General features: G+C 70.1%; 22 protein-coding genes. 15 read left to right on the forward strand and 7 right to left on the reverse strand.

Going from position 1 to position 23,388, the window contains the following annotated elements; genetic code table 11:
• Window positions 1-9: 9 nt before the first annotated feature.
• The 7 genes from mreC (at window position 10) to ACQPYZ_RS10765 (ending at window position 7,092) form a co-directional block, all read left to right on the forward strand.
• Complete coding sequence (gene mreC, locus ACQPYZ_RS10735) at window positions 10-969, forward strand: rod shape-determining protein MreC (RefSeq protein WP_433167306.1); 960 nt, start codon at window positions 10-12, stop codon at window positions 967-969.
• Between the two features lies 1 nt (window position 970).
• Window positions 971-1,504 (forward strand): rod shape-determining protein MreD, encoded by a 534-nt coding sequence (gene mreD, locus ACQPYZ_RS10740; protein ID WP_433167307.1) that lies wholly within the window; start codon window positions 971-973, stop codon window positions 1,502-1,504.
• A 61-nt stretch (window positions 1,505-1,565) separates the two neighbouring features.
• Window positions 1,566-3,623, forward strand: coding sequence for a penicillin-binding protein 2 (mrdA, locus tag ACQPYZ_RS10745; protein WP_433167308.1), 2,058 nt, complete (start codon window positions 1,566-1,568; stop codon window positions 3,621-3,623).
• 46 nt (window positions 3,624-3,669) lie between these two features.
• Window positions 3,670-4,836, forward strand: coding sequence for a rod shape-determining protein RodA (rodA, locus tag ACQPYZ_RS10750; protein ID WP_433167309.1), 1,167 nt, complete (start codon window positions 3,670-3,672; stop codon window positions 4,834-4,836).
• A gap of 125 nt (window positions 4,837-4,961) precedes the next feature.
• Window positions 4,962-5,723: a hypothetical protein gene (locus ACQPYZ_RS10755; protein ID WP_433167310.1), complete on the forward strand. Its 762-nt coding sequence runs from the start codon at window positions 4,962-4,964 to the stop codon at window positions 5,721-5,723.
• Between the two features lie 86 nt (window positions 5,724-5,809).
• A complete protein-coding gene (locus ACQPYZ_RS10760; RefSeq protein WP_433167311.1) occupies window positions 5,810-6,253 on the forward strand; it encodes a carboxymuconolactone decarboxylase family protein in 444 nt (147 codons plus the stop codon).
• Window positions 6,202-7,092: a sigma-70 family RNA polymerase sigma factor gene (locus tag ACQPYZ_RS10765; protein WP_433167312.1), complete on the forward strand. Its 891-nt coding sequence runs from the start codon at window positions 6,202-6,204 to the stop codon at window positions 7,090-7,092. The genes ACQPYZ_RS10760 and ACQPYZ_RS10765 overlap by 52 nt, the downstream gene beginning before the upstream one ends.
• Here ACQPYZ_RS10765 and ACQPYZ_RS10770 read toward each other — a convergent pair.
• Window positions 7,075-7,542 carry an Lrp/AsnC family transcriptional regulator gene (locus tag ACQPYZ_RS10770; protein WP_433167313.1) on the reverse strand — a complete coding sequence of 156 codons (468 nt, stop codon included), beginning with the start codon at window positions 7,540-7,542 and terminating at the stop codon, window positions 7,075-7,077. The two genes, ACQPYZ_RS10765 and ACQPYZ_RS10770, sit on opposite strands and share 18 nt — an antisense overlap.
• A 79-nt stretch (window positions 7,543-7,621) precedes the next feature.
• On the opposite strand from ACQPYZ_RS10770, the gene ACQPYZ_RS10775 reads away from it, so the two are divergent.
• From ACQPYZ_RS10775 to ACQPYZ_RS10805, 7 genes are all read left to right on the forward strand, one after another.
• A complete protein-coding gene (locus ACQPYZ_RS10775) occupies window positions 7,622-8,032 on the forward strand; it encodes a DUF2000 domain-containing protein (protein WP_433167314.1) in 411 nt (136 codons plus the stop codon).
• A 21-nt stretch (window positions 8,033-8,053) separates the two neighbouring features.
• A complete protein-coding gene (locus ACQPYZ_RS10780) occupies window positions 8,054-8,797 on the forward strand; it encodes an alpha/beta fold hydrolase (RefSeq protein ID WP_433167315.1) in 744 nt (247 codons plus the stop codon).
• Between the two features lie 275 nt (window positions 8,798-9,072).
• Window positions 9,073-11,505, forward strand: a complete 2,433-nt coding sequence (locus ACQPYZ_RS10785) for a M43 family zinc metalloprotease (RefSeq protein ID WP_433167316.1) — start codon at window positions 9,073-9,075, stop codon at window positions 11,503-11,505.
• 137 nt (window positions 11,506-11,642) lie between these two features.
• On the forward strand, window positions 11,643-11,801 hold the full coding sequence (locus ACQPYZ_RS10790) for a hypothetical protein (RefSeq protein WP_433167317.1): 159 nt from the start codon (window positions 11,643-11,645) through the stop codon (window positions 11,799-11,801).
• A gap of 3 nt (window positions 11,802-11,804) precedes the next feature.
• A complete protein-coding gene (locus tag ACQPYZ_RS10795; protein ID WP_433167318.1) occupies window positions 11,805-13,127 on the forward strand; it encodes a M20/M25/M40 family metallo-hydrolase in 1,323 nt (440 codons plus the stop codon).
• 4 nt (window positions 13,128-13,131) lie between these two features.
• On the forward strand, window positions 13,132-14,472 hold the full coding sequence (locus ACQPYZ_RS10800; protein ID WP_433167319.1) for an HAD-IA family hydrolase: 1,341 nt from the start codon (window positions 13,132-13,134) through the stop codon (window positions 14,470-14,472).
• A gap of 46 nt (window positions 14,473-14,518) precedes the next feature.
• Complete coding sequence (locus ACQPYZ_RS10805) at window positions 14,519-14,896, forward strand: hypothetical protein (RefSeq protein WP_433167320.1); 378 nt, start codon at window positions 14,519-14,521, stop codon at window positions 14,894-14,896.
• 138 nt (window positions 14,897-15,034) lie between these two features.
• Here the strand turns inward: ACQPYZ_RS10805 and ACQPYZ_RS10810 are convergent, their stop codons facing one another.
• Genes ACQPYZ_RS10810 through ACQPYZ_RS10835 form a run of 6 tightly spaced genes read right to left on the reverse strand, consistent with a single transcriptional unit; the run spans window position 15,035 to window position 20,916 of the window.
• The gene (locus tag ACQPYZ_RS10810) at window positions 15,035-16,966 is read right to left on the reverse strand and encodes a TIGR03960 family B12-binding radical SAM protein (RefSeq protein WP_433167321.1); all 1,932 of its coding nucleotides are present in this window, start codon (window positions 16,964-16,966) and stop codon (window positions 15,035-15,037) included.
• Window positions 16,967-17,001: 35 nt separating this feature from the next.
• The gene (locus tag ACQPYZ_RS10815; RefSeq protein WP_433167322.1) at window positions 17,002-17,433 is read right to left on the reverse strand and encodes a hypothetical protein; all 432 of its coding nucleotides are present in this window, start codon (window positions 17,431-17,433) and stop codon (window positions 17,002-17,004) included.
• Window positions 17,430-18,116, reverse strand: a complete 687-nt coding sequence (locus tag ACQPYZ_RS10820) for a hypothetical protein (RefSeq protein WP_433167323.1) — start codon at window positions 18,114-18,116, stop codon at window positions 17,430-17,432. The genes ACQPYZ_RS10815 and ACQPYZ_RS10820 overlap by 4 nt, the downstream gene beginning before the upstream one ends.
• A gap of 27 nt (window positions 18,117-18,143) precedes the next feature.
• A complete protein-coding gene (locus ACQPYZ_RS10825; RefSeq protein ID WP_433167324.1) occupies window positions 18,144-19,142 on the reverse strand; it encodes a GNAT family N-acetyltransferase in 999 nt (332 codons plus the stop codon).
• A 52-nt stretch (window positions 19,143-19,194) separates the two neighbouring features.
• Complete coding sequence (locus tag ACQPYZ_RS10830) at window positions 19,195-20,073, reverse strand: prephenate dehydratase (protein ID WP_433167325.1); 879 nt, start codon at window positions 20,071-20,073, stop codon at window positions 19,195-19,197.
• A gap of 39 nt (window positions 20,074-20,112) precedes the next feature.
• Window positions 20,113-20,916, reverse strand: a complete 804-nt coding sequence (locus ACQPYZ_RS10835; RefSeq protein ID WP_433167326.1) for a lysophospholipid acyltransferase family protein — start codon at window positions 20,914-20,916, stop codon at window positions 20,113-20,115.
• Between the two features lie 148 nt (window positions 20,917-21,064).
• Between ACQPYZ_RS10835 and ACQPYZ_RS10840 the strand changes: the two genes are divergently transcribed.
• The gene (locus ACQPYZ_RS10840) at window positions 21,065-23,386 is read left to right on the forward strand and encodes a M64 family metallopeptidase (protein WP_433167327.1); all 2,322 of its coding nucleotides are present in this window, start codon (window positions 21,065-21,067) and stop codon (window positions 23,384-23,386) included.
• Window positions 23,387-23,388: the final 2 nt, after the last annotated feature.

The raw sequence follows: 23,388 nt of genomic DNA on the forward strand, positions 1-23,388 counted from the left end.
GTTCCACCGATGCTCAAAGACCTCGGCTCCCCGACGGCCAGGAGCGCGTTCCGCTCGGCCGGTGAGGCGCCGCTCCGTTCGGCGGGCACGCCAGGCACGGTACGTCGCCGGCGGACCGTGCTCGTGTTGGTGGTGCTCGCCTGCTTCACCTTGATCGTCCTGGACGCCCGCCGGTCGGCCGGTTCGCCGATCGATCCGGTGCGGGAGGCCGCGGCGCGGGTGTTCGGTCCGCTCGAGTCGACCGCGAGCTCGGCCCGGCAGCCTGTGGACAACCTCCGCGACCGGTTCGCGGAAATGGATAGGTTGAAAGCAGAGAACGAAAAACTGAAGAGTGAGAACGAGAAGCTCCACCAGGAGCTGAACACCACCGACTACGCCCGCAACCGGGCGGCCGAGCTGGATCGGCTGCTCGAGCTCGCGCCGGCGTACGCGATGACGCCTGCCCGGGTGATCGGGATCGGTGGTGCGCAGACGTTCAGTCACACGGTCACGATCGACGCCGGGACGGCGGACGGCGTGCGCGTCGACATGACCGTGCTGAACGGCAACGGTCTCGTCGGCCGGGTGGTGCGGACCACCCAGGCGACCGCGACCGTGCTGCTGATCGGCGACCGCAACTCGACCGTGGGCGGCCGGCTGAACGCCTCGATGGCGCTCGGCTTCGTCAGTGGCCGAGGCGAGGTGGGCGGCACCCTCGACTACAAGCTGGTCGACCTCAAGGCCAGGCCGAAGGTCGGGGACAGGATCGTCACCTGGGGCTCGAGCGGCAACGCGCCGTACGTGCCCGGGGTGCCGATCGGCGTCGTCACCTCGGTGACGCCGAACCAGGGAGCTCTCGGGTCCACGGCGACCGTCAAGCCGTACGTCGATCCCACCCGGATCGACACCGTGGGCGTGGTGACCGGACCGCCGGCCCGGACGCCGCGCACGCAGCTCAAACCATCGACCACCGAAGGGAAGGGAAGTTGACGTGATCGCCTTGCGCATCGGGTTGGCCGCCCTGTTCCTGATGGTGGCCGTCACCGTGCAGACGTCCCTGCTGTCGAACGTCGCGGTCGCCGGGGTCACCTGTGACCTGGTGCTGATCGTGGTCATCGCGCTGGCGTTGTCCCGGGGGCCGGAGTGGGGTGCGATCACCGGTTTCGCGGGCGGCCTGCTGCTGGACGTCGTACCGCCGGCCGATCACACAGCCGGCCGGTGGGCGCTTGCGCTCGCGATCGCGGGGTACGTGGCCGGGTTGATCCGGCGGGAGGCCTCGGCGGGGCCGGTCGGTCCGTTGATCGTGGCCGCCACCGTGGTTCTCGGGACGACGCTGTCCTTGTTCATCTACTCCGCGACCGGATCCCTGTTGCACGATCCGTCGGTCGACTGGGGTGAGTTCGGCGTGCGGCTGGGGATCGCCGCCGGGTACGACGTGGTCGGCGCGATCGTGGTGATCCCGCTGGTCATGTGGGTGATGGGCCGCGTGGTGGCCGCGAGAGAACGCCGCCGGGTGCTGCCATGAGTTTCGACAACCCTCATGACTCCTTCGTCTTTCCTTCCCTCCGAACGAGCGGGGGCGCGTTGTGAGCTTCGACGGCTTCGAGGCACCGCTCAAGGCGCGCCTGCGGTTGTTCGTGATCGGGGTGCTGGTCTTCTCCTTGTTCTGCACGCTGTTCGCGCGGCTCTGGTACATGCAGGTGATGTCCAACGAGGACTACACCCAGGCCGCCACCCAGCAGCACACGCGGCAGGTCCTCGTCCCGGCGCCCCGGGGCACGATCGTCGACGCGAAGGGCCGCACGCTGGTCGGCAACCGGGTGTCGCTGGTGATCACCGTCGACCGATCGATCCTGGCGAAGCTCCCCGACAGCCAGCAGAACGTGGTGATCGCCCGCCTGGCGAAGGTGCTCGGCCAGAAACCGAAGGACCTCAAGGCGCGCACGATGCTGTGTGGTGAGCCGGGCGCCTCGAAGCCGCCGGCCTGCTGGAACGGTACGCCGTACCAGCCGATCCCGGTGGCGAAGGACGTCAGCGAGCAGGTCGCGATCGAGGTGATGGAACGGCGCGAGGACTTCCCGGGGGTCGCCGCCGAATCACAGGCGCTCCGGGCGTATCCGTCGCCGTACAAGGTGAACGCGGCCCACATCCTCGGCTACCTGTCACCGATCACCACCGAGGAGCTCGACGACATCGAGAAGGCCGGCGGCGACTCGGTGCCACACCGGTCCGACCTGGTCGGCCGCGCCGGCGTGGAGCGCACGTACGACAAGCTCCTGCGCGGCGCGCCGGGCGTCAAGGACGTCATCGTCGACGCGGTCGGGTACACGACCGGCATCCAGAAGCAGACCGCGCCGGTGCCCGGGGCGACGCTGGTGACCACGATCGACGCCCGCATCCAGGCCTCCGTCGAGGCCCAGCTGCGGAACGCGATCCTCACCGCGCGCAAGCAGTACGACAAGATCACCAGGCGCAAGTACGTCGCCGACTCCGGTGCCGCCGTGGTGATGGACACCAAGACCGGCCGGATCGTCGCTATGGCGAGCTACCCGACGTACGACCCCGGCGTCTGGGTCGGCGGCATCACCCAGCGCGAGCTGGACGCGTTGTACTCCTCGAAGTCCGGGACGCCGCTCGTCTCGAGAGCCCTGCAAGGACAGCTGGCTCCCGGGTCGACGTTCAAGCCGATCACCACCGCGGCCGCGATGAGCGCCGGCTACAGCACGAAGACCCGGCTGGACTGCTCGTCGTTCTTCGAGGTCGGCAACCGCCGGTTCAAGAACTACGAGTCCGCGTCCTACGGGATGATCGGCTTCGACCAGGCACTGTCCTTGTCCTGCGACACCTTCTTCTACCGGATCGCGTACGCGCTCTGGCTGAAGGAAGGCGGGAACTCCAGCGACGTGACCACCCGGGATCCGCTGGTCGAGATGGCGCAGAAGTTCGGCCTCGGCAAGCCGACCGGCGTCGACCTGCCCGGTGAGGTCAGCGGCCGGATCGCGGACCGCAAGTGGAAGAAGGAGTACTACGACTCCCAGAAGGACTACTATTGCAAGCTCGCGGCCGACCCGCCGGAGGGGACCTCAGCGTTCCTGAAGCAGTTCTCCCGGGAGTTCTGCGCTGACGGCTACCGATACCGGGCCGGTGACGCGGTCAACTTCGCCATCGGCCAGGGCGACACCACCGTCACGCCGTTGCAGCTGGCGATGGTCTACTCGGCGCTCTCCAACGGCGGCACGCTGTACGAGCCGCGCGCGGTCCAGGCCTGGGTCGGCGCCAACGGCAAGCCGCACGAGATCAAGCCGAAGCCGAAGGCGAAGCTGCCGGTCTCGGCCGCGAACCTCCGTTACATCGACCGGGCCCTCAAGGAGACGGTCAAGACCGGTACGGCGGCGTGGAAGTTCGCCGGGTTCCCGGTCGACCAGGTGCAGATCCGGGCCAAGACCGGTACGGCGGAGGTCTACGGCAAGCAGACCACCTCGTGGCTCGCGTCGTACACGGACCGCTATGCCGTGGTGATGATGATCAGCCAGGCCGGGACCGGCTCGGGCGCCGGTGGTGACGCGGTCCGCAAGATCTACGAGACGCTCTACAACATCAAGCCGGTCCCGCCGGCGCAGCAACCGAAGCAGCCGACGCCATGACGGGCCGAGCACCCAGCGGGATGGAGCACGCGGCCGGAGTCGGGTCATGGCGCTGCTGACCCCGATCCGGACCAGACCGCGGATGGACCGGCGGTCGACCGTGTGGCACGTGGACTGGGTCCTCGTGCTCGGCGTGGTCGCGCTGTCCACCATCGGCGCGATGCTCATCTGGTCCGCGACCCACAACCGGAACTCCCTGACCGACGGCAACCAGTACGCCTTCCTCGTCCGGCACGCGCTCAACTTCGCCATCGGCTCGGTGCTCGCGATCGGCGCGGCGGTCACCGACCACCGGCGCGTCCGCATCCTCGCCCCGGTCCTGTACGCCGCCTCGATCGTCGGGCTGATCCTCGTCCTGGTGCCCGGGGTCGGTGCCGTGATCAACGGTTCGCGGTCGTGGATCCAGCTGCCGTGGATGTCGATCCAACCGAGCGAGTTCGCCAAGCTCGCGGTGATCGTCGGGATGGCGCTACTGATCGCCGAGAAGGGCGAGACCGATCACCGGGAGACCGCGCGGACCGTCGATGTCGCGCAGGCGATCGCGGTCGCCGCCGTACCGGTCGTGCTGGTGATGTTGCAGCCCGACCTGGGCACGGTGATGGTGCTCGGGTCGATCGTGTTCGGGATCATCGCGGTCTCCGGCGTGCCCAAGCGCTGGATGCTCGGGCTGGTCACGGCCGGCGTGGTGGTGGCCGCGCTGGCGATCCAGCTCCAGGTGCTGAAGGACTACCAGCTGGCCCGGTTCGTGGCGTTCGCGGACCCGTCGCAGGACCCGCAAGGCATCGGCTACAACGTGAACCAGGCGCGGATCGCGATCGGCAACGGCGGCGTCTTCGGCCAGGGGCTGTTCCACGGCGGGCAGACGCAGAACGCGTTCGTGCCCGAGCAGCACACCGACTTCGTGTTCACGGTCGCGGGGGAGGAGCTCGGGCTGATCGGGGCCGGCGCGATCATCGTGCTGTTCGCGCTGGTGCTGCTGCGCGGCCTGCGGATCGCGATCACCGCGCGGGACGCGTTCGGCCGGCTGGTCGCGACCGGCATTGTCTGCTGGTTCGCGTTCCAGGCGTTCGAGAACATCGGCATGACCCTGGGCATCATGCCGGTGACCGGGTTGCCGCTGCCGTTCGTCTCGTACGGCGGTTCGTCGATGTTCGCCGGCCTGCTCGCGATCGGCCTGCTGCAGAACATCCACCTCCGCTCGCACCGTTTCTGACCACCCTCCGCATCGCTCGCCTCCGCCGACGGCCCCACGCTCGTGGACCTGACGTGTCAGGTACGCTGCTGCCTGCTCGGCCACCGGTGGGCCCGCCCGGCCCTCGAAGGTTCTGGAAGGTCCCCATGACCGTAGTGACGGCCCACCGCCGCCGCAGGCTCGTCCCGCTCGCCCTCGCCACCGCCCTCAGTCTGTCGCTCGCCGCTTGTGGTGGCGACAAGGACGACACCGCGGGAGCACCGTCCGCGAGTACGCCGGCATCATCCACCCCGCCGGCCGACGCCGACTCGAGCAAGACGCCCGGGGCCGCGGTGAAGCGGACGTCGGCCGAGCTCACCCGGGCGCTCCTCGAGCTTTCCGAGCTGCCCGACGGCTACCAGCTGGAAGAGGACGATCCGGCCGGTGACGCCGAGAAGCCGTTCTCGTCGGCGAGCAGCAAGTGCAAGACGCTGGTCAGGTTCCTGAACGCGACCGAGGCGCCCGGCGCGAAGGCGACCACGCACCGCTCGTTCTCGGCAGGTTCCGAGGGTTCGTTCCTCGACTTCGGGATCGATGCGATGGGCAACAACGACGAGGTCGCCTACCTGCAGCACGCGTACCGGAAGGCGGTCACCTCCTGCCCGAAGGTGACGATGAGGATCGGCGAGGGCAGCTACTCGATGGAGGTCGAGGAGATCGCCGCGCCGCAGATCGGCACCGACCCGTTCGCCTTCCAGCTGACCGTGACTTCCGGTTCACGCCGCGGCCTGGAGTTCACGGCCGCGACGACGGGTGTCGAGGACGTCGTCGTGTCGGTCACGCTGCTGGCCGGTCAGGACGGCGAGCTCGAAGGTGCCACCGAGGCCGCGGTCGCAAAGGCTCAGCAGGTGCTCAAGAAGGGCGCGTGACCGGGGGTCACCGCGCTCAAGATCAATGTGTCCCGCGTCACGTCGGCGGCTGTCACGCCGGTCCGGCCGCGGACCGTCGTGTCGGTATGGAACAGCGATTCGATCTCAGCATTGCGACTCCGGCCGGCTTCCGGGCCGTGTTCGGACTGGAGAAGTACGTTCAGGGAGCTCTGGACCACACCGTGCTCTACCTGATCAAGGTGCGCGCCTCGATGGTGAACGGGTGCGCGTTCTGCGTGGACATGCACACCACAGACGCACTCAAGGACGGTGAGAGCTCGCAGCGCCTGTTCGGACTGGCCGCTTGGAACGAGTCGGCCCTGTACGACGAGCGGGAGCGGGCGGCTCTGGCGCTCACCGATGCGGTCACTCACATCAGCCAGCGCGGCGTACCCGACGAGGTGTGGGCCGGCGTGGTCGAGCACTTCGGCGAGGAGGGGGCGGTCAGCGTGCTCCTCGCGGTTGGCACCATCAACCTGTGGAACCGTCTGATCATGACGAGCCGGAAGCAGCCGGTGCTCGCCGCTTGACCAGCACCCTGCCCGAGTTCCAGTCGGCGCGCGGGATGCTCGTGAGCCTCGCGTACCGGCTGCTCGGGAGCTGGCACGACGCCGAGGACGTGCTGCAGGAGACGTACGTCCGCTGGTCCGGCGTCGACCGCGCGACGGTGGTCGAGCCGCGTCGCTACCTGACCAGGGTGGTGACGCGGCTGGCGATCGACGTACTGCGGACCCGGCAGGCCCGGCGGGAGAGCTACCAGGGCGAATGGCTTCCCGAGCCGGCGCCCTCGGATCCGTTCGCCGAGGTCGACACCTCCGACCTGTCCCTCGCCGTACTGCACCTGATGGAGCGGCTCACCCCGCCGCAACGCGCGGTCTACGTACTGCGGACGGCGTTCGAGCTCCCGTACGATGAGATCGCGGACATCCTCGGCCGGTCCGCGGAAGATTGCCGGCAACTGCACAAGCGGGCGAGTACGGCGCTCGACCGCGACCGGCCGCGGTTCGAGCCGACGCCGGCGGAGCAGCGGCGGCTGCTGCTCGACTTCGTGGCGGCGGCGCGGGACGGCGATCTCGCCCGGCTCGAGGCGATGCTCCAGGAGTCGGTGCACGAGTGGAGCGACGGCGGCGGCAAGCGCGGGATCGCCCGCAAGCCGCTGGTCGGCCGGGAGCAGGTCGCGACGTTCTTCCGCCGGATCTACGACGACCGCGAGCTGAGCGTCGTACCGCTCGAGCTGGTGACCGGGCCGGCGCTGGACGTGCGGGTGCCGGGGTACCGGCACGTGCTCCACCTCGTGATCGACGGCGACCGGATCGCCGAGATCCGGATCCAGGCGAACCCCGCGAAGCTGTCAGCGCTGGGATGGTGAGGTCAGCGGCATGATCGTCGTCCGCCGGTGGTGCTCGAAGACGACCGAGCTGCGGATGTCCGCGATCTCCTGCCGTTTGGCCAGCGCGAGCACCAGGTCGCGCAGCGCCTCGGTGTCCTTGACCGCGACGTGGGCGAGGAAGTCGGACGCGCCCGACACCATGAACATCGCGAGGGTCTCCGGCAGTTGGTTGACGTAGTCCTGGAACGCGGTCGCCACCGCCATCGCCTGCGGGCGGAGCTTGATCGAGATGATCGCCTGCGTGGACCGGTCGATCGCGCGCAGGTCGACCTCCGCGTGGTACCCGCTGATCACGCCACGGTCGCGCAGGCCGCGGATCCGCTCCAGACACGTGGACGGCGCGACGCCGAGCTCGGCCGCCATGTCCCGGTTGGTCCGGCGTGCATCGTTCTGGAGCATCCCGAGCAGCGCCGTATCAAGTTCGTCCATAGCGGGAAGTTTCGCAGATCCGCCGAACGATGTTCGGACCGATCGGCATGATCCCGTGCAGCAGGCTAGCTTCGTCGCTGTGCTGACGAACAAGATGGTCGTGGTCATCGCGGCCGAGGCGCCGCTCGGCGTCGCCCTGAACACGGCCGCCCTGCTCGGTGTCGGCCTCGGCCACCATCACGACAACGTGGTCGGCCCGGACACCCGGGACGCCTCCGGCAACCCGCACACGGGCATGTGCGCGCACCCGATCCCGGTACTGCGGGCTTCGGCCGGACAACTGCACGACCTCCGGGCCCAGGCCGCCGCCCGCGACACCGTGACCGTGCACGACATGAACCAGATCGCCCAACGCGCCCGGACCTACGAGCAGATGTCCGCCACGCTGAGCGGGACGAAGGCCGAAGACGTCGAGTACCTCGGTCTCGCGCTCTACGGTCCGCGCGCCGTCATCGACTCACTGACAGGCGCGTTGGCCCTCTACCGCTGACGGCGTCCGTAGGGTGGGCGTATGCGACTCAACTACGTGGAGACCGGTCCCGCCGACGCGCCCGTGGTTCTGCTCGGGTCCTCGCTCGGGACGACGCACGCGATGTGGGCGCCGCAGACCGGCGTACTGTCCGAGCGGTTCCGGGTGGTCGCGTTCGACCACCGCGGCCATGGTGAGTCCGAGGTGCCGGCCGGTCCGTACACGATCGACGACCTCGGCGGCGACATCCTCGAGCTGCTCGACACCCTCGGCGCCGACCAGGCGTCGTACGTCGGCATCTCGCTCGGCGGCGCGGTCGGCCTCTGGCTGGCCGAGAACGCGCCCGACCGGTTCCACCGGTTCGCGCTGCTCTGCCCGCCGTGCAACCCTGCCGAGAACGCCCAGATGTGGACCGAACGCGCCGCGAAGGTCCGCGCCGAAGGCACCCAGGCCATCACCGAGCTGACTCTCGGCCGCTGGTTCCTGCCCGGCTTCGACGACCTCGACCCGGTGCGCGAGCAACTCCTCGACACCCCCGACGAGGGGTACGCCGCCTGCTGCGAGGCCCTCGGTACGACGGACCTCACACCGGGCCTGAAGGACATCACCGCACCCGTCCTCCTGGTCACCACCGAGCAGGACGAGTCCGTCCCACCCGAGACCGTCATCCCGCTCGCCTCCGCCATCCCCGGCGCCCATCTCGAGATCATCGAGAACGCCGCCCACCTGGTCTCCTACTCCCACCCCGACACCATCAACCCCCTCCTCCTCGCCCACCTCACCTGACCCCCGGCAGACGACGCAGCTGCCCTTGAGACTTCAAGCAATTCTTCAACGGGGCAAGGAAGTTGGGGGGAATTTCACTGCCTGGTGGCGAAGGGTTGTGCGCGTGCGGTGATGGGTGGAAGGTGAACGCAGAGCAGTGACTTGGGGGCAGGCTGTTCGGCGGGGGAAGGCGGGGAGGACCGTCTTCGATCGAGGGGTGGGCTGGGGAGCCGTGTCGATCCGGGATCCCGGGTGGTCCCGACCTGTCTGATCGCCCCCGCCTGGAAGGGGGAGAGATGCCGAGGAAGGCGAACGGGCGAGCGGGGAAGCACCGCGACGACGACTACCGGATGCCGGGTGAGCAGCCGGGGAGGTCGTCCACGAACGGGATGCCGGCGGCGAACGGGATGCCGGCCGGCCGGATGTCCGCGACCGGGACGGGCGGCGGCGCGGCACCGGCCGGGACCATGCCGGGCGGCATGAGCGGCGGCGGCGCCGGCGGTGCCACCGGCATGACCGGCGGCCAAGGCGGTGGCGCGGGTATGACCGGCGGCCAAGGCGGTGGCGCAGGCATGAGTGGCGGCCAAGGTAGTGGCGCGGGGATGAGCGGCGGCCAAGGTAGTGGCGCGGGGATGAGCGGTGGCGGACAGGCGGGCGGTGCCGGTATGAGCGGCGGCGGCCAGGCCGGCGGTGCCGGGATGGGTGGAACGGGATCGGACGGACGGACCGAGACGCCGAGCCGGCGGCAGTGCGGCGTGATGGACGTCCACCGCCGGCTGCTGTCGACGTCACCGGAGTACGCCGCCGCCCGGTCGGCCCTCGAGAACGCGACCTCGGACTACGTGGCCCGCCAGCAACGTTTCGCCGGGATCGCCCGCATCCCCTGCGTCGTGCACGTGGTCTGGAAGACCCCGGCGCAGAACATCTCGCAGGCCCAGATCGACAGCCAGCTCGCCGTGCTGAACCACGACTTCCGGGCGACGAACGCCGACCTCGGGATCGTGCCTGCCGCGTTCACCGACCTGATCGCGGACGCGCGGATCGAGTTCTACCTGGCGACCGAGGACCCGGACGGCAACCCGACGACGGGCGTCACCCGGACGCAGACGACGGTCAACGGATTCGGTTCCGACGACCAGGTGAAGTCGTCGGCGACCGGCGGCCACGACCCGTGGCCGGCCGACCGGTACCTGAACATCTGGGTGTGCCAGCTGAGCGGCGGCCTGCTCGGGTACGCGCAGTTCCCGGGCGGCCCGGCCGAGACCGACGGCGTGGTCGTCCTGCACAGCGGCTTCGGCACGAACGGTACGGCGGCCGCGCCGTTCGACCTCGGCCGGACGACGACCCACGAGATCGGGCACTACCTGAACCTGTTCCACATCTGGGGCGACGACGGCTCCGGGTGCAGTGGCAGCGACGAGGTCGCGGACACCCCGAACCAGGCCGGCCCGAACTTCGGCGTACCGACGTTCCCGCACGTGACCTGCAACAACGGGCCGAACGGCGACCTGTTCTACGACTACATGGACTACACCGACGACCGCGGCATGGTGATGTTCACCGACGACCAGGTGGCCCGGATGGAGGCCTGTCTGGACACCGTGCGGTCGAGTCTGATCGCCGGATCGGCCGGCGGCGGGGGTACGCCGGAACCGGCCGGCTCGGTGGTGGCCTGGGGCGCGGACCGGCTGGACGCGTTCGTCCTCGGCACCGACCTGGCGATGTATCACAAGTGGTGGGACGGCTCGGCCTGGGGACCGTCCGTCGGCGGCTACGAATACATGGGTGGTATCTGCATGAGTGCTCCTGAAGTCGCGTCCTGGGGGCCGGACCGGCTGGACGCGTTCGTCCTCGGCACCGATCACGCGCTGTACCACAAGTGGTGGGACGGTTCGAGCTGGGGACCGTCGCTGACCGGGTACGAGTACATGGGCGGTGTCTGTATGAGCCCGCCGCGGCTGGCCAGCTGGGGGCCGGACCGGCTGGACGCGTTCGTCCTCGGCACGGACCGCGCGCTGTACCACAAGTGGTTCGACGGCTCGAACTGGGGACCGTCGCTGACCGGGTACGAGTACCTCGGCGGCATCTGCATGAGCCCGCCCGAGGTCGTTGCCTGGGGCAATAACCGGCTGGACGTGTTCGTCCTCGGGACCGACAACGCGGTGTACCACAAGTGGTGGGACGGCTCGAACTGGGGACCGTCGGCCGACGGCTACGAGTACCTCGGTGGAGTCTGCGCCTCGCCGCCGCGCGTGGTCGCCTGGGGTGAGAACCGGCTGGACCTGTTCGTCCTCGGCACCGACTCCGCGCTCTACCACAAGTGGTGGGACGGCTCGGCGTGGTCGGGCTGGGAGTACATGGGCGGCATCTGTACGACGGCGCCGACCGTCGTCTCGTGGGACACCGACCGGCTCGATGTGTTCGTGCTCGGCACGGATTCCGCGCTGTACCACAAGTGGTGGGACGGGTCCGCGTGGGGACCGGGCGTCACCGACTGGGAGTACCTGGGCGGCGTCTGCACCGACGAGCCGCGGGTCGTCTCGTGGGGTCCGGGCCGGCTCGACGTGTTCGTCACCGGCACCGACAAGCAGCTGTACCACAAGTGGTTCGACGGGTCCGCGTGGGGACCGTCGCTCACCGGGTACGAGCCGCTCGGCGGCATCATCAGCGACTTCAAGGTCACCGTCCCGGAGACGCCGGCCTCGATCGAACAGGTGGTGCTGAGCTGACCGGACACACGCCGGGGCGGTGGACGCACTCCTTCGAGGAGGACCACGACGGGGTCAGCGTCTACCGCCGTGACGACTTCGCCTTCCCGCCGGCCCGCGGCCGGCGGGGGGTCGAGTTCCGCCCGGACGGCACCTGGGTGGACTGGGCGATCGGCCGCGGTGACGCGCCCGAGGCCCGCCCGGCCGGCCGGTGGGACGCCACCGGCCGGATCACCCGGGACTCCGACGACAACCAGCCGGGCGCCGGCCGCATCGTCACCGCCGAGCCCGACCGTCTCGAGATCATCTGGACCTGACCTATGAACGCACCTGTGCGCTACCTCGTCGTCCCGACCGCCGATGCCGCCGGTGGCGCGCGGTCGGCCCGGTTCGGGGACAAGACCCTGCTCTGGGTCCCGGCCGATCAACGCCTCGGCCGGGCCTCCCGGACCGCACCCGGCCTGCTGCTCGTCACGCAGGTCGGCCGGAGCTTCCAGGACGACTACCCCGACGTCACGCCGCTGCTCGACCACGGCCGGCACCTGGTGATCTCGTCCGCCGACAAGCCACGCCGCCGGTCGAACAACCACTGGCGGGTCGAGCCGCTGCGCGCCGGTACGACGGTCGTCGACGTACCCGCGCCGACCGCGGCCAGGGTGGACCCGGCGGTCGCGGACCTCGTCGGTGAGCTGTCGCCGGCGTCGTACCAGGCCGACCTGACGGAGCTCGCGAGCCTGCCGACCCGGCACTCGCTCAGCCCGACCTTCACCACCGCGATGGATTTCGCAGCCGACCGGATGGTTGCCCTCGGCTACGGAATCGCCCGGACGACGGTGACCGTCGGCGGAGGTCAGTCGCACAACCTGATCGGCGACCGGCCGGGCAGCGGAGGTGGTGGCGTCGTGCTGATCACCGCGCACCTGGACTCGATCAACCATCCCGGCGGTCCGGCCGCGACCGCCCCCGGCGCGGACGACAACGGCAGCGGCTCGGCCGGCGTACTCGAGCTGGGCCGGTTGCTGTCGACGCGGTCGTGGAAGCACGACGTCCGGCTGATCCTGTTCGGCGGCGAGGAGCAGGGGCTGTTCGGCAGCAAGCAGTACGTCGCCTCGCTGCCACCGGCCGAGCGGTCGCGGATCCGCGCCGTCCTCAACATGGACATGATCGCGAGCAAGAACACCGCCGTCCCGACCGTGCTGCTGGAAGGCGCTCAGGTGTCGTCGGGGCTGATGGCCGACCTGGCGACCGCGGCCGCGACGTACACCGGGCTGAAGGTGGAGACCTCACTGAACCCGTTCGCGAGCGACCATGTGCCGTTCATCAACGCCGGGATCCCCGCCCTGCTGACGATCGAGGGCGCGGACAGCGCGAACGGGCACATCCACACCGCGACCGACACGCTGAATTTCCTCGACTGGGCCCTCGCGGCCGAGATCCTGCGGATGAACGTGGCCGCCCTGGCCGGCTGGCTCGAGCCGGTCGGCGCCGTCACGACCCGGCCGCGTCCGGCCGGCTCGGTGGTGTCGTGGGGGCCCGGCCGCATCGACGTGTTCGCGGTCGGGACGGACTCCGCCCTGCACCACAAGGCGTTCGACGGCACGTGGAAGGACTTCGAGTCGCTCGGAGGTGTTGTTCTAAGCTGACCGCGTGTGGAGCGGATGCCTGAACGCGCGTGACATCGGCGGACTTCCGACCCGGTACGGCGTACCGACGCGCAGCGGGACCGTGCTGCGGACCGACTCGCCGGACAACCTGGACGACGACGGGCGGACCGCGTTCGTTGCCGCCGGCGCCGGGTTGGTGCTCGACCTGCGGTCCGACTGGGAGCTGAAGCGACCGCATCTGCTCGACGGCTCGGCGTCGTACCAGCGGATCCCCTGGATCGACCCGGCCGCCGAGGTGCTGCGCGACGCCGAGACCGAGCGTCTGCTCGTCGACATCTACCGCGGCAGCCTGGACCGCAACAAGGCGCAGATCGCGAAGGCGTTCCGCGCGGTCGTCGCGGCGCCGGTGGACCAGCCGGTCGTCGTCCACTGCCGCGCGGGCAAGGACCGGACGGGTCTGCTGATCGCGCTGCTGCTGGAGCTGGTCGGTGTGCCGCGGAACGTGATCGCGGCGGACTACGCGATCAGTGAGGTGCGGCTCGGCCTGCAGGACGGCGCGGAGCTCGCCCGCTCGAAACCCGAGACCATCCTCAGCTCGCTGGAGCACGTGCAGCGCGAGTACGGCGGCGCGCGCGCCTACCTGACGGCGTGTGGGCTGACCGACGCCGAGATTCACCGGCTCGCTGTCCGGCTGGTGCCGACGCCGATGCGGGCGGTGGTGTTCGACTTCGACGGGCTGCTGATGGACACCGAGACCACGATGGTGGAGAGCTGGCGGTCGGAGTGGGCGCACCACGGACTCGAGCTCGACCTCGAGACCTTCTGGCCCGGGCACGGCGGCGACGTCACCGAGACGCGGTACGAGTTGCTGGCCGCGGCCGTCGGCGCCGAGTTCGACCGAGCCGCCAGTCACGCGCGCCGGACCGCGCACCGCGACAGCCTGCACGCGGAGCTGGACTTCCGGCCCGGGATCCGCGAGTGGGCCGAGTCCGCGCGCGAGCTGGGGCTGATGGTCGCGATCGCGAGCAGCTCGCCGCGGCCGTGGGTGAGCGGTCACCTTGAGCGGGTCGGCGCGCTCGACCTGTTCGACGAGCTCGTCACCGGCGACGAGGTGGCCACCCACAAGCCTGATCCGGCGATCTACGAGTTGGCTCTGCGACGTCTCGGCGTACCAGGTGCGGAGGCGATCGCGGTCGAGGACACCGCGCACGGGGTCGCGGCGGCGCAGGCGGCCGGGATGTACGCCGTCGCGATCCCGAACTCGTTCGTGACCGAGGCCGCGGTGGCTCGGGCCGACCTGGTTCTGGGCAGCGCTGACCAGCTCTTGCTCAGCGAGCTGCTTCTGTCGGTAGGGTCGAAAGGGTCGACGCCGGTAACTGACTGACCTATCGTGCTGACCCTCTGTAAGTTTCCAACCGGAGGGAACGCCTATGAGGAAGCTTGTTGGCGCAGTGGCCGCGACCGCGGCGGCCGCTGCCGGACTGATGGTAGGAACGCCGGCGCAGGCGTCGACGACCGGCGCGCAGGCCTGTGACCTGGTGACGGGGCAGTCCGTCGGCTACAGCGCACTGATGCTGTACGTCGCGGTCGGCCTCGAAGGCTGCTCGAACAGCGTGACCGAGGTCCGGGTCGAGCTCCAGAAGGGCCCGAGCGCGTCCGGCCCGTTCACCACCGTCGCCGAGACGTACGCCTACTCCGGTGGCGGAGCCTGGTTCGACGAGGGGACCGGCTGCGGCTACTACATCGGAGTCGCCCACTGGCAGGACCAGACCGAGACCACCCCCACCCCGACGTACCACTGCAACTGACGTTTGACCGGATAACCCGTGGTCTTGCCGGTTCTCCCGCCTTATCAAGAGGGGAGAACCGGCAAGCCGGGGGGATATCCGTTCAAGCGCACGCCGTCACCGCGCCGACGACGGCCAGGGCTCGGGCGACGGCCGGGGTCAGACGACGGAGAGGGGGAGGAGTTTCTTGCCGGTGGGGCCGATCTGGATCTCGGTGCCCATCTGCGGGCAGACGCCGCAGTCGAAGCACGGGGTCCAGCGGCAGTCGTCGACCTCGATCGCGCCGTCCTCCTCGAGCGCGTCCTGCCAGTCCTCCCACAGCCAGTCGCGATCCAGGCCGGAGTCGAGGTGGTCCCACGGCAGGACCTCGGCGTACTCGCGCTCGCGGGTGGTGTACCAGGCCAGGTCGACCGGCTCGCCGGCCAGTGCCTTCTCGGTCGCCTCGACCCAGCGCTCGTAGGAGAAGTGCTCGCTCCAGCCGTCGAACCGGCCGCCGTCGCGCCACACCTGCTCGATCACCCGGCCGACCCGGCGGTCGCCGCGCGACAGCAGGCCTTCGATGATGCCCGGCTTGCCGTCGTGGTAGCGGAAGCCGATCGCCTTGGCGTAGTTCTTGTCCGAGCGGATCGCGGCCGCGAGCTTCGACAACCGGGCGTCGGTCGCCTCGGCGCCGAGCTGCGCGGCCCACTGGAACGGCGTGTGCGGCTTCGGCACGAACCCGCCGATCGAGACCGTGCAGCGGATGTCCCGCCGGCCGGCCGCCTCGCGACCGGTCGCGATCACCTTCTTGGCCAGGTCCGCGATCGCCAGCACGTCCTCGTCGGTCTCGGTCGGCAGGCCGCACATGAAGTACAGCTTCACCTGCCGCCAGCCGTGGCTGTACGCCGCCGCGACAGTGCGGATCAGGTCCTCCTCGGTGACCATCTTGTTGATCACCTTGCGCATCCGGTCCGACCCGCCCTCGGGGGCGAAGGTCAGGCCGCTGCGCCGGCCGTTGCGGGAGAACTCGTTGGCCAGCGTGATGTTGAACGCGTCGACCCTTGTCGAGGGCAACGACAACGAGACGTTGCTGCCCTCGTACCGGTCGCCCAGGCCCTTGGCCACGTCGGCGATCTCGCTGTGGTCGGCGGACGACAGGCTGAGCAGCCCGACCTCCTCGAACCCGGACTGCTTGAGCCCGTTGTCGACCATGTCGCCGATCGTGGTGATGCTGCGTTCGCGCACCGGCCGGGTGATCATGCCCGCCTGGCAGAACCGGCAGCCGCGGGTGCAGCCGCGGAAGATCTCCACCGAGTAGCGCTCGTGCACTGTCTCGGCCAGCGGGACCAGCGGCTTCTTCGGGTACGGCCAGGCGTCCAGGTCCATCACCGTGTGCTTCGCCGTCCGCCACGGGACACCGGAACGGTTCGGCGCAACCCGCTTGATCCGGCCGTCGGGCAGGTACTCGACCGTGAAGAACTTCGGGATGTAGACGCCGCCGGACGCCGCCAGCCGCAGCAGCACCTCGTCGCGCCCGCCCGGGCGGCCCTCGTCCTTCCACTCCCGGATCACGTCCGAGATGGCCAGCACGATCTCCTCGCCGTCACCGAGGACGGCGGCGTCGATGAAGTCGGCGATCGGCTCCGGGTTGAACGCGGCGTGCCCGCCGGCCAGCACGATCGGGTCCTCGTCGGTCCGGTCGGCGGCGTACAGCGGGATGCCGGCCAGGTCGAGCGCGGTCAGCATGTTCGTGTAGCCGAGCTCGGTCGAGAACGACAGCCCGAGTACGTCGAACGCGCGCACCGGCCGGTGGCTGTCCAGGGTGAACTGCGGGATGCCGTGGTCCCGCATGACCTGCTCCATGTCCGGCCAGACGGAGTACGTCCGCTCGGCGAGGATGTGGTCGCGCTCGTTCAGCACCTCGTACAGGATCTGGACGCCCTGGTTGGGCAGGCCGACCTCGTACGCGTCCGGGTACATCAGGGCCCAGCGGACGCTCACCGAGTCCCAGTCCTTGCTGACCGAGTTCAGCTCACCGCCGACGTACTGGATCGGCTTCTGCACTCCCGGCAGCAACGTCTCCAGGCGCGGGAACAGCGATTCGACAGTCATGGGTACTTCCGGTCGGGATCAGAGCGCCTACCAGACTAACGCTCCCCGCGCGATATCCCCGCATCGCTGCGCTCGGTCAGATTCCACCCGCGGTACTGCGTCAGGCAGCTGCTGACCGCGCTCTCCAGGTCCTCGTCCGTGGTGGCGCCGCGCTGGCGAAGGGCGATCTCCGCGTCCAGGAACGTGAGCAGGTGGTCGGGGGCGGCGTAGGCGGCGAGATGCTCACGCAAGGCCTTCGCCCGCGCGAGGGTGGAGACCTGTCCACGCCGTCCGAGCCGGAGCTCGACCAGCTTCTTGACTCCGAGCGCGACGGAGGCCGCCGCGATGGCGACGTACCCGGCGGGCAGGAAGCCGACGACGTCCAGGCCGGCGTCGAGCACGTACGCCAGCGGGCCGGCCAGCAGGATGACGGCCAGGTCCGCGGGGGACGAGACCCGGTCGAGCAGCTTGCCCAGATCGTCGATCACCGCAGGACCTTCCGGGCCTTGAGTACGACGGCCAGATAGCGCAACTGCGGTTTGGTGAGCTGCTCCGCGAGCCGCACGAACTGCTGGATCGCGGGGAGCCGCCGCCGTTCGATCAGCTCGACGAGATCGCCGAGGTCCGCGGTGGTCGCGAACCTGAGCAGGCTCTCCTCGAGCTCACGGCCCTCGTACTCCGGCATGACGTCGAGCGCGGCCAGGAGCTCGTCGACCACCTGCAGGAAGTACTGCCTCGACCCTGGCAGCGCCGCTGAGATCTCGTACTCGACCTCTGCTGCTGCCGCCGTGGCCGGGCCGATCGGTGCCACGCGCTGACCCGGGACCGGGGCGAACGACGTCAGCCCGGTCGCCCGGACCCGCCTCACGAGCACGGCGACGGCGACCGCGAGCAGGAAGAGGACCAGGACGGCGGCGGTGGCGACGAAGAACGTGACGACCGCGTTCGGGCCGCCCGGGACGGCGTCGGCGATGAAGAACGCGAACAGGCCGACGACGAACGCCAGGGCGAGGAGGTTGCCGCGGGGCCGGGCGGCCTGTCCGGGCGACGGGAGACCGGGCCACACGTCGTACGCGGTCGTGCGCAGGCTCGGACTCGGCTGGTAGCCCGGTGGCTGGTAGCCGGGCGGCTCACGCCTCGGCGGCTGGGGCCACCCGTTGTTCTCGTTCACCGGCGCCTCCGTCGTGTCGTCCGCTGGCTACGTATTGTTCCCGATCCGGAGCTCCCACAGGGTCCGTTGCGCAACCGGACGGAAGCCGAGCCTGTGGTTGACCGCGATCATCGGGCCGTTCTCCGGGGCGTTCCAGGTGTGCAGGGCGGCCGGCTGCGGGCGGTCCGCCTGGATCGCGCGGAGGTTGGGCGCCTTGACCGCGAGACCGAGACGGTTGCCGCGGTGGGAACGGCGTACGTAGGTGTCGTACTGGTTCAGCCGGCCCGGGCTCTCCGGGGTGCCGCCCATCTGTGTGTACGCCGCCAGCTCGCCGGACGCAGTGTGGACCGCGGCGGTCGTGTACGTGAACCGGCCCTGCGCGATTCGCCGGGCCTCGGCCTCACGGACGAGGCCCGGCGTCCAGCGCGTCGCCTCCACCGTGCGATCGCCGTGCGGCACGTCCTCGGACATCCAGCTGAGCAGGTCGGCGAACTGCTCGAGCCACTCCTCGGGCGCGTGCTCACGCCACTGGACGAGCTCGTAGCCGGTGACGGGCTGGAACCCGAGTTGCTCGTCCGGCACGGGCAGCTCGAGCACCTGGTGCAGCTCCGCGTGCTTGCGGTCGAAGCCGCGCGCGGCCGCGAACGCCGTACCCGCGCTGTCACCGGTGACCGGATCGCCGGTCAGGTCGAAGCCGGACAGCACCTCACGCCCCTCGGCCTGCGCTCGCTCGATCACGGCCTCCAGCAACCGCGTCGCCACCCCACGCCGCCGATACTCCCGGTCCACCGCGATCTCGACGTCCACGGTCCGCGTGTTGTCCCGCAACCACCAGTCCAGCCAGGCGATCCCCACCCACCGATCCCCGTCGACCAGCCCCAACCCGTCCGCCCGTACGTCGGAATGCGTCCCCGCCATCAACACCCGGGCTTCCTCGAGCCCCATCCCCACCGGATACGCCAGCTCCGCCCGCCGCACCGCCTCCCGCACCTGGAAGAACCGCGCGAACACGTCACGATCCCGCCCATCCACCACCACAATCCGCACCCGCCGAACCCTAGACCTCAGAGCTCGGCCGCGCCCCCGAATTCCGCAGGGGTCAGTGGTGGGGGCGGAGGGCCCGGTTGGCGGCGGGTTCGGCTATTTGGGCGCGGAAGGGGTGGGCGGGGTAGACGCCGAGGAGGCGGACCTCGACCGAGAAGAAGGCGAGTTCCTCGAGGGCGAGGGCGACGTTCGGCTCGTCGGGGTGGCCTTCGATGTCGGCGTAGAACTGGGTGGCGAAGAACATGCCGCCGAGCTGGTACGACTCCAGCTTGGTCATGTTCACGCCGTTGGTCGCGAACCCGCCGAGCGCCTTGTACAGCGCGGCGGACACGTTCCGGACGCGGTACACGAAGCTGGTGATCACCGGGCCGGAGCCGACCGGCGGTACGTCGGGCTCGCGGGACAGCACGAGGAAGCGGGTGGTGTTGTGGTGCTCGTCCTCGACGTCGCTCGCCAGCGTCTTCAGGCCGTACAGCTCGGCGGCGGCCCGTGGCGACAGCGAGGCGACGGTCGGGTCGGCCAGCTCGGCCACCTCGCGGGCGGACCCCGCGGTGTCGTCGGCGACGACGGTGGCCCAGCCGTGCTCGCGGATGATCTTGCGGCACTGGCCGAGGGCGTGCACGTGGCTGCGGACGGTCCGGATCCGGTCGATCGACGTACCGGGGACGCCCAGCAGCTGGAAGTGGATCGGCAGGAAGTACTCGCCGACGATGTGCAGCCCGGACTCCGGCAGCAGGTGGTGGATGTCCGCCACCCGGCCGGCGATCGAGTTGTCCACCGGGATCATCGCCAGCCCGGCGCGGCCGGTGCTGACCGCCTCCAGCGCGTCCTCGAACGTCGTACAGGGCAGCTGCTCGCGGTCCGGGTACATGTCGGTGCACGCCATCGCCGAGTTGGCGCCTGGCTCACCCTGGTAAGCGATCGGTCCGTCCACGATCTCCCAGCGTAGACCCACCCTGTCTCACGACACGGATCAGGTGTCCGACTTGCGGACCTTCTTCGGGGCGCCGGTGACCGCGCGGCCCTCCAGCTGCTTGGCCTTGGTGGCGTACATGTCGATGTACTCCTGGCCGGACAGCTCCATGATCTTGTACATGATCTCGTCGGTGACGGCCCGCAGGATCAGCCGGTCGCCCTCCATCCCCTCGTACCGGGAGAAGTCCAGCGGCTCGCCGAACTTGATCGTCGGCGAGGCCATCGAGGCGACGATCTTGCCGGGCGGCGCGACCTTGTCGGTGCCGATCACGCCGCACGGGATCACCGGCACCTTCGCCTCCAGCGCGAGCCGGGCGACACCGGTCCGGCCCTTGTACAGCCGGCCGTCGTGCGAGCGGGTGCCCTCGGGGTAGATGCCGAACAGCTCGCCGCGCTCGAGCACCTTCATCCCGGCCCGCATCGCGCCCTCGGACGCCGAGCCGCCGGACCGGTCGATCGGCACCTGGCCGGTGCCCTTGAAGAACCCGCGCTGGAACCGGCCCTTGATCCCCTCGCCGGTGAAGTAGTCCGACTTGGCCACGAACGTGACCCGGCGGCGCAGCACCAGCGGCATGAAGATCCAGTCGGCGTAGGACAGGTGGTTGCTGGCGATGATCGCCGGCCCGTGCTGCGGGACGTTCTCGCCGCCGACCACGTTCGGCCGGAAGACGCGCTTGACCGGCGGACCGATCAGCACATGCTTCAGCACCCAGTAGATGCCCTTGCCATCGCCGTCGCCGGCGTCGTCCACGGGTGGTACCCGGTCCGGGTCGGGCCGCGGCGACTGTGCCGGTTCCGTCATCGATGTCCTTTCCTCACGTTCCCCGAGTGCTCATGATGCCGCACGGCGGCCGCATTTGCCGTGTGGTCCGGCACGCGTGAACTCCTGACACTTCCCGGTTCCCCTCCGTAAGCTGCTGACGCCAGTGTCGCCCGGCTGGGGAGGTCTCGTGAGGACAGCACAACTGACCGCGGTGCTCGGAGTGGTGGCGGCGGTCTTCGCCGGCCTGCCGGTCGCCGCCCAAGCCGGTACGGACGCCGGCACCGGAGCCGGAGGCCGAGCCGGAGCCGGAGCCGGCACCGGAGCCGGTACGGCGGACGCCGCGGCGACCGTGGTCCCGCTCCAGGTGACCGGGCCGGCGGAGTCCCGCTTCAACCTGGTCGTGATGGGCGACGGGTACACCGCGGCCGAGCTGCCGAAGTTCCGCGAGCAGGTGGACAAGCACCTGAACGTGCTCTGGAGCATCGAGCCGTTCAAGTCGTACCGGAACTACCTGAACGTCTACGCGGTCGAGATCCCGTCGCCGGCCAGCGGTGTCGACTGCGACCCCGACCTGACCTCGCCGACGGTCGACACCCCGCTGCAGATGGGGTTCTGGGGCGGCTGCAACCCGAACAGCGTCCAGCGCCTGCTGACGGTCAGCTCGACCGCGGCCACGCAGTACGCCGACCTGGTGGCCGGCACCACCGCCGCGAACCGCCAGATCCTTGCTATCGGCAACAGCGACACGTACGGCGGTGCCGGCGGGACGTACGCGACCGCCTCCGGTGGCAACGCGCTGTCCGCGCTGATCACCCCGCACGAGCTCGGCCACTCGCTCGGCGGCCTGCAGGACGAGTACGATTACTACGCCCGCGGCGACCGCGGAGCGCCGTACGAAGGACCCGAACCGTCCTCGATCCACCACACGTTGCTGACCGAGCAGCAGATGCTGGCGCAGCAGCGGAAGTGGTTCCGCTGGCTCGGCGAGCCGTCCGAGTCGGGCGGCACGATCGGCCGCTACGAGGGCGGCATGTACGCCGGCTCCGGGGTGTGGCGGCCGAGCCGGCACTCGATGATGAAGACCCTCGGCTACTACTTCGACCAGGTCTCCCGGGAGCGGATGACCCAGCGGATCTCGTCCCGGGCCTCGCTGTTCCAGGGGAGTACGCCGGCCGGCCCGGTGGCTCCCGACCAGGTCGTCTGGCTGCAGACCCTCCACCCGGTCAGCCATGAGCTGGACGTCACTTGGACGCTCGACGGGACGACGCTGCCGACCGCGGACGGCCGGGCCGTCGACCTGTCCACACTCGATCTCGCACCCGGTCCGCACACGTTGACGGCGACGATCGTCGACCCGACGCCGTTCATCCGCGATCCCGCCGTACGCCCGACCGCGTCCCGCTCGTGGACCGTCGACAGCACCCTCACGGCGACGCCGTCGGACGAGCCGGTCGAGTTCACCGGCTCGACGTCGACCGAGCACCCGGTCAGCGCCGACGAGGTGGTGTACGCCGAGACGACGCAGTCCGATACCGCGCAGCCGCCGATCACCTGGCAGCTGGACGGCAAGCCGGTCGCGAACCCGGGCAACGACCGGGACCTCGACCTCGAGCCGTTGAAGCTGACCGGACGGCACACGCTGACGGCGACCACGGGCAGCGAGACCCTCACCTGGTCGGTCGACGGGGTGGAGCCGGTGGTCACGTCGACGCTGTCGAAGCCCCTGCTGCGGATCGAGAAGCCGACCGGGCCGGAGTACATCTACAACGACGCGTTCACGATGGGCCTGGCCGCGACCGACGACAGCGCCGGGTACGTCGTCCCGGAGTTCCGGGTGAACGGCGACGGTTGGTTCAACTACTTCGGCTGGCCGACGGACGCGTCCGCGCCGTACCGGTTCACCGCCGAGGGGACCGAGATCGACCACCTCGTCTACGGCAAGCTCGGCGTCCCGCGGGTGGTGCCCTGGGACGACGTACCGCCCGGCTACGGCCGCCACCTGGTCGAGTACCGCGCCATCGATGCCTCCGGCAACCTCGGTACGCCGCGCCGGTTCGCGGTCACGTTGTTGCGGCCGGCCCCGGCTTGCACGACGACGATCACCGGAGTCCGGAACGGCCCGGTCTTCGTCCGAGCCGGGGTGACCTGCCTGGTCGGCGCGACGATCAAGGGTCCGGTCCTGGTCGGCGCGGGTGCGTCGGTGGTGGCGACGGACAGCCGGGTGACGGGTCCGGTCCGGGCGGAGGGTGCGGCCGAGCTGCACCTGCTACGGAGCCGCGTCGACGGGCCTGTCAGCGCCGACGGGGTGACCCGGAGCCTGGTCGCGGTCGGGACCACCGTCCACGGACCGGTCTCTGTGACCAGGTCGCGTACGGCGGATGCCGCCGTACTGGCCGGGAACACGGTCGGTGGCCCGCTGAGCTGCTCAGGGAACGCGCCGGCGCCGGTCAACCTGCAGGCGCCGAACCAGGTGTCCGGGCCCCGAACCGGTCAGTGCTCGCGGTTGTGAGT

The organism is Kribbella sp. CA-247076 (assembly GCF_050942445.1).
Taxonomy (GTDB): Bacteria; Actinomycetota; Actinomycetes; order Propionibacteriales; family Kribbellaceae; genus Kribbella.

Bases quoted from the DNA above. Each gene is read 5' to 3' on its own strand.
- mreC (WP_433167306.1), top strand. From the start codon at position 10: ATGCTCAAAGACCTCGGCTCCCCGACGGCCAGGAGCGCGTTCCGCTCG.
- rodA (WP_433167309.1), top strand. From the start codon at position 3,670: ATGGCGCTGCTGACCCCGATCCGGACCAGACCGCGGATGGACCGGCGG.
- ACQPYZ_RS10755 (WP_433167310.1), top strand. From the start codon at position 4,962: ATGACCGTAGTGACGGCCCACCGCCGCCGCAGGCTCGTCCCGCTCGCC.
- ACQPYZ_RS10760 (WP_433167311.1), top strand. From the start codon at position 5,810: ATGGAACAGCGATTCGATCTCAGCATTGCGACTCCGGCCGGCTTCCGG.
- ACQPYZ_RS10770 (WP_433167313.1), bottom strand. From the start codon at position 7,542: ATGGACGAACTTGATACGGCGCTGCTCGGGATGCTCCAGAACGATGCA.
- ACQPYZ_RS10780 (WP_433167315.1), top strand. From the start codon at position 8,054: ATGCGACTCAACTACGTGGAGACCGGTCCCGCCGACGCGCCCGTGGTT.
- ACQPYZ_RS10785 (WP_433167316.1), top strand. From the start codon at position 9,073: ATGCCGAGGAAGGCGAACGGGCGAGCGGGGAAGCACCGCGACGACGAC.
- ACQPYZ_RS10795 (WP_433167318.1), top strand. From the start codon at position 11,805: ATGAACGCACCTGTGCGCTACCTCGTCGTCCCGACCGCCGATGCCGCC.
- ACQPYZ_RS10805 (WP_433167320.1), top strand. From the start codon at position 14,519: ATGAGGAAGCTTGTTGGCGCAGTGGCCGCGACCGCGGCGGCCGCTGCC.
- ACQPYZ_RS10810 (WP_433167321.1), bottom strand. From the start codon at position 16,966: ATGACTGTCGAATCGCTGTTCCCGCGCCTGGAGACGTTGCTGCCGGGA.
- ACQPYZ_RS10835 (WP_433167326.1), bottom strand. From the start codon at position 20,916: ATGACGGAACCGGCACAGTCGCCGCGGCCCGACCCGGACCGGGTACCA.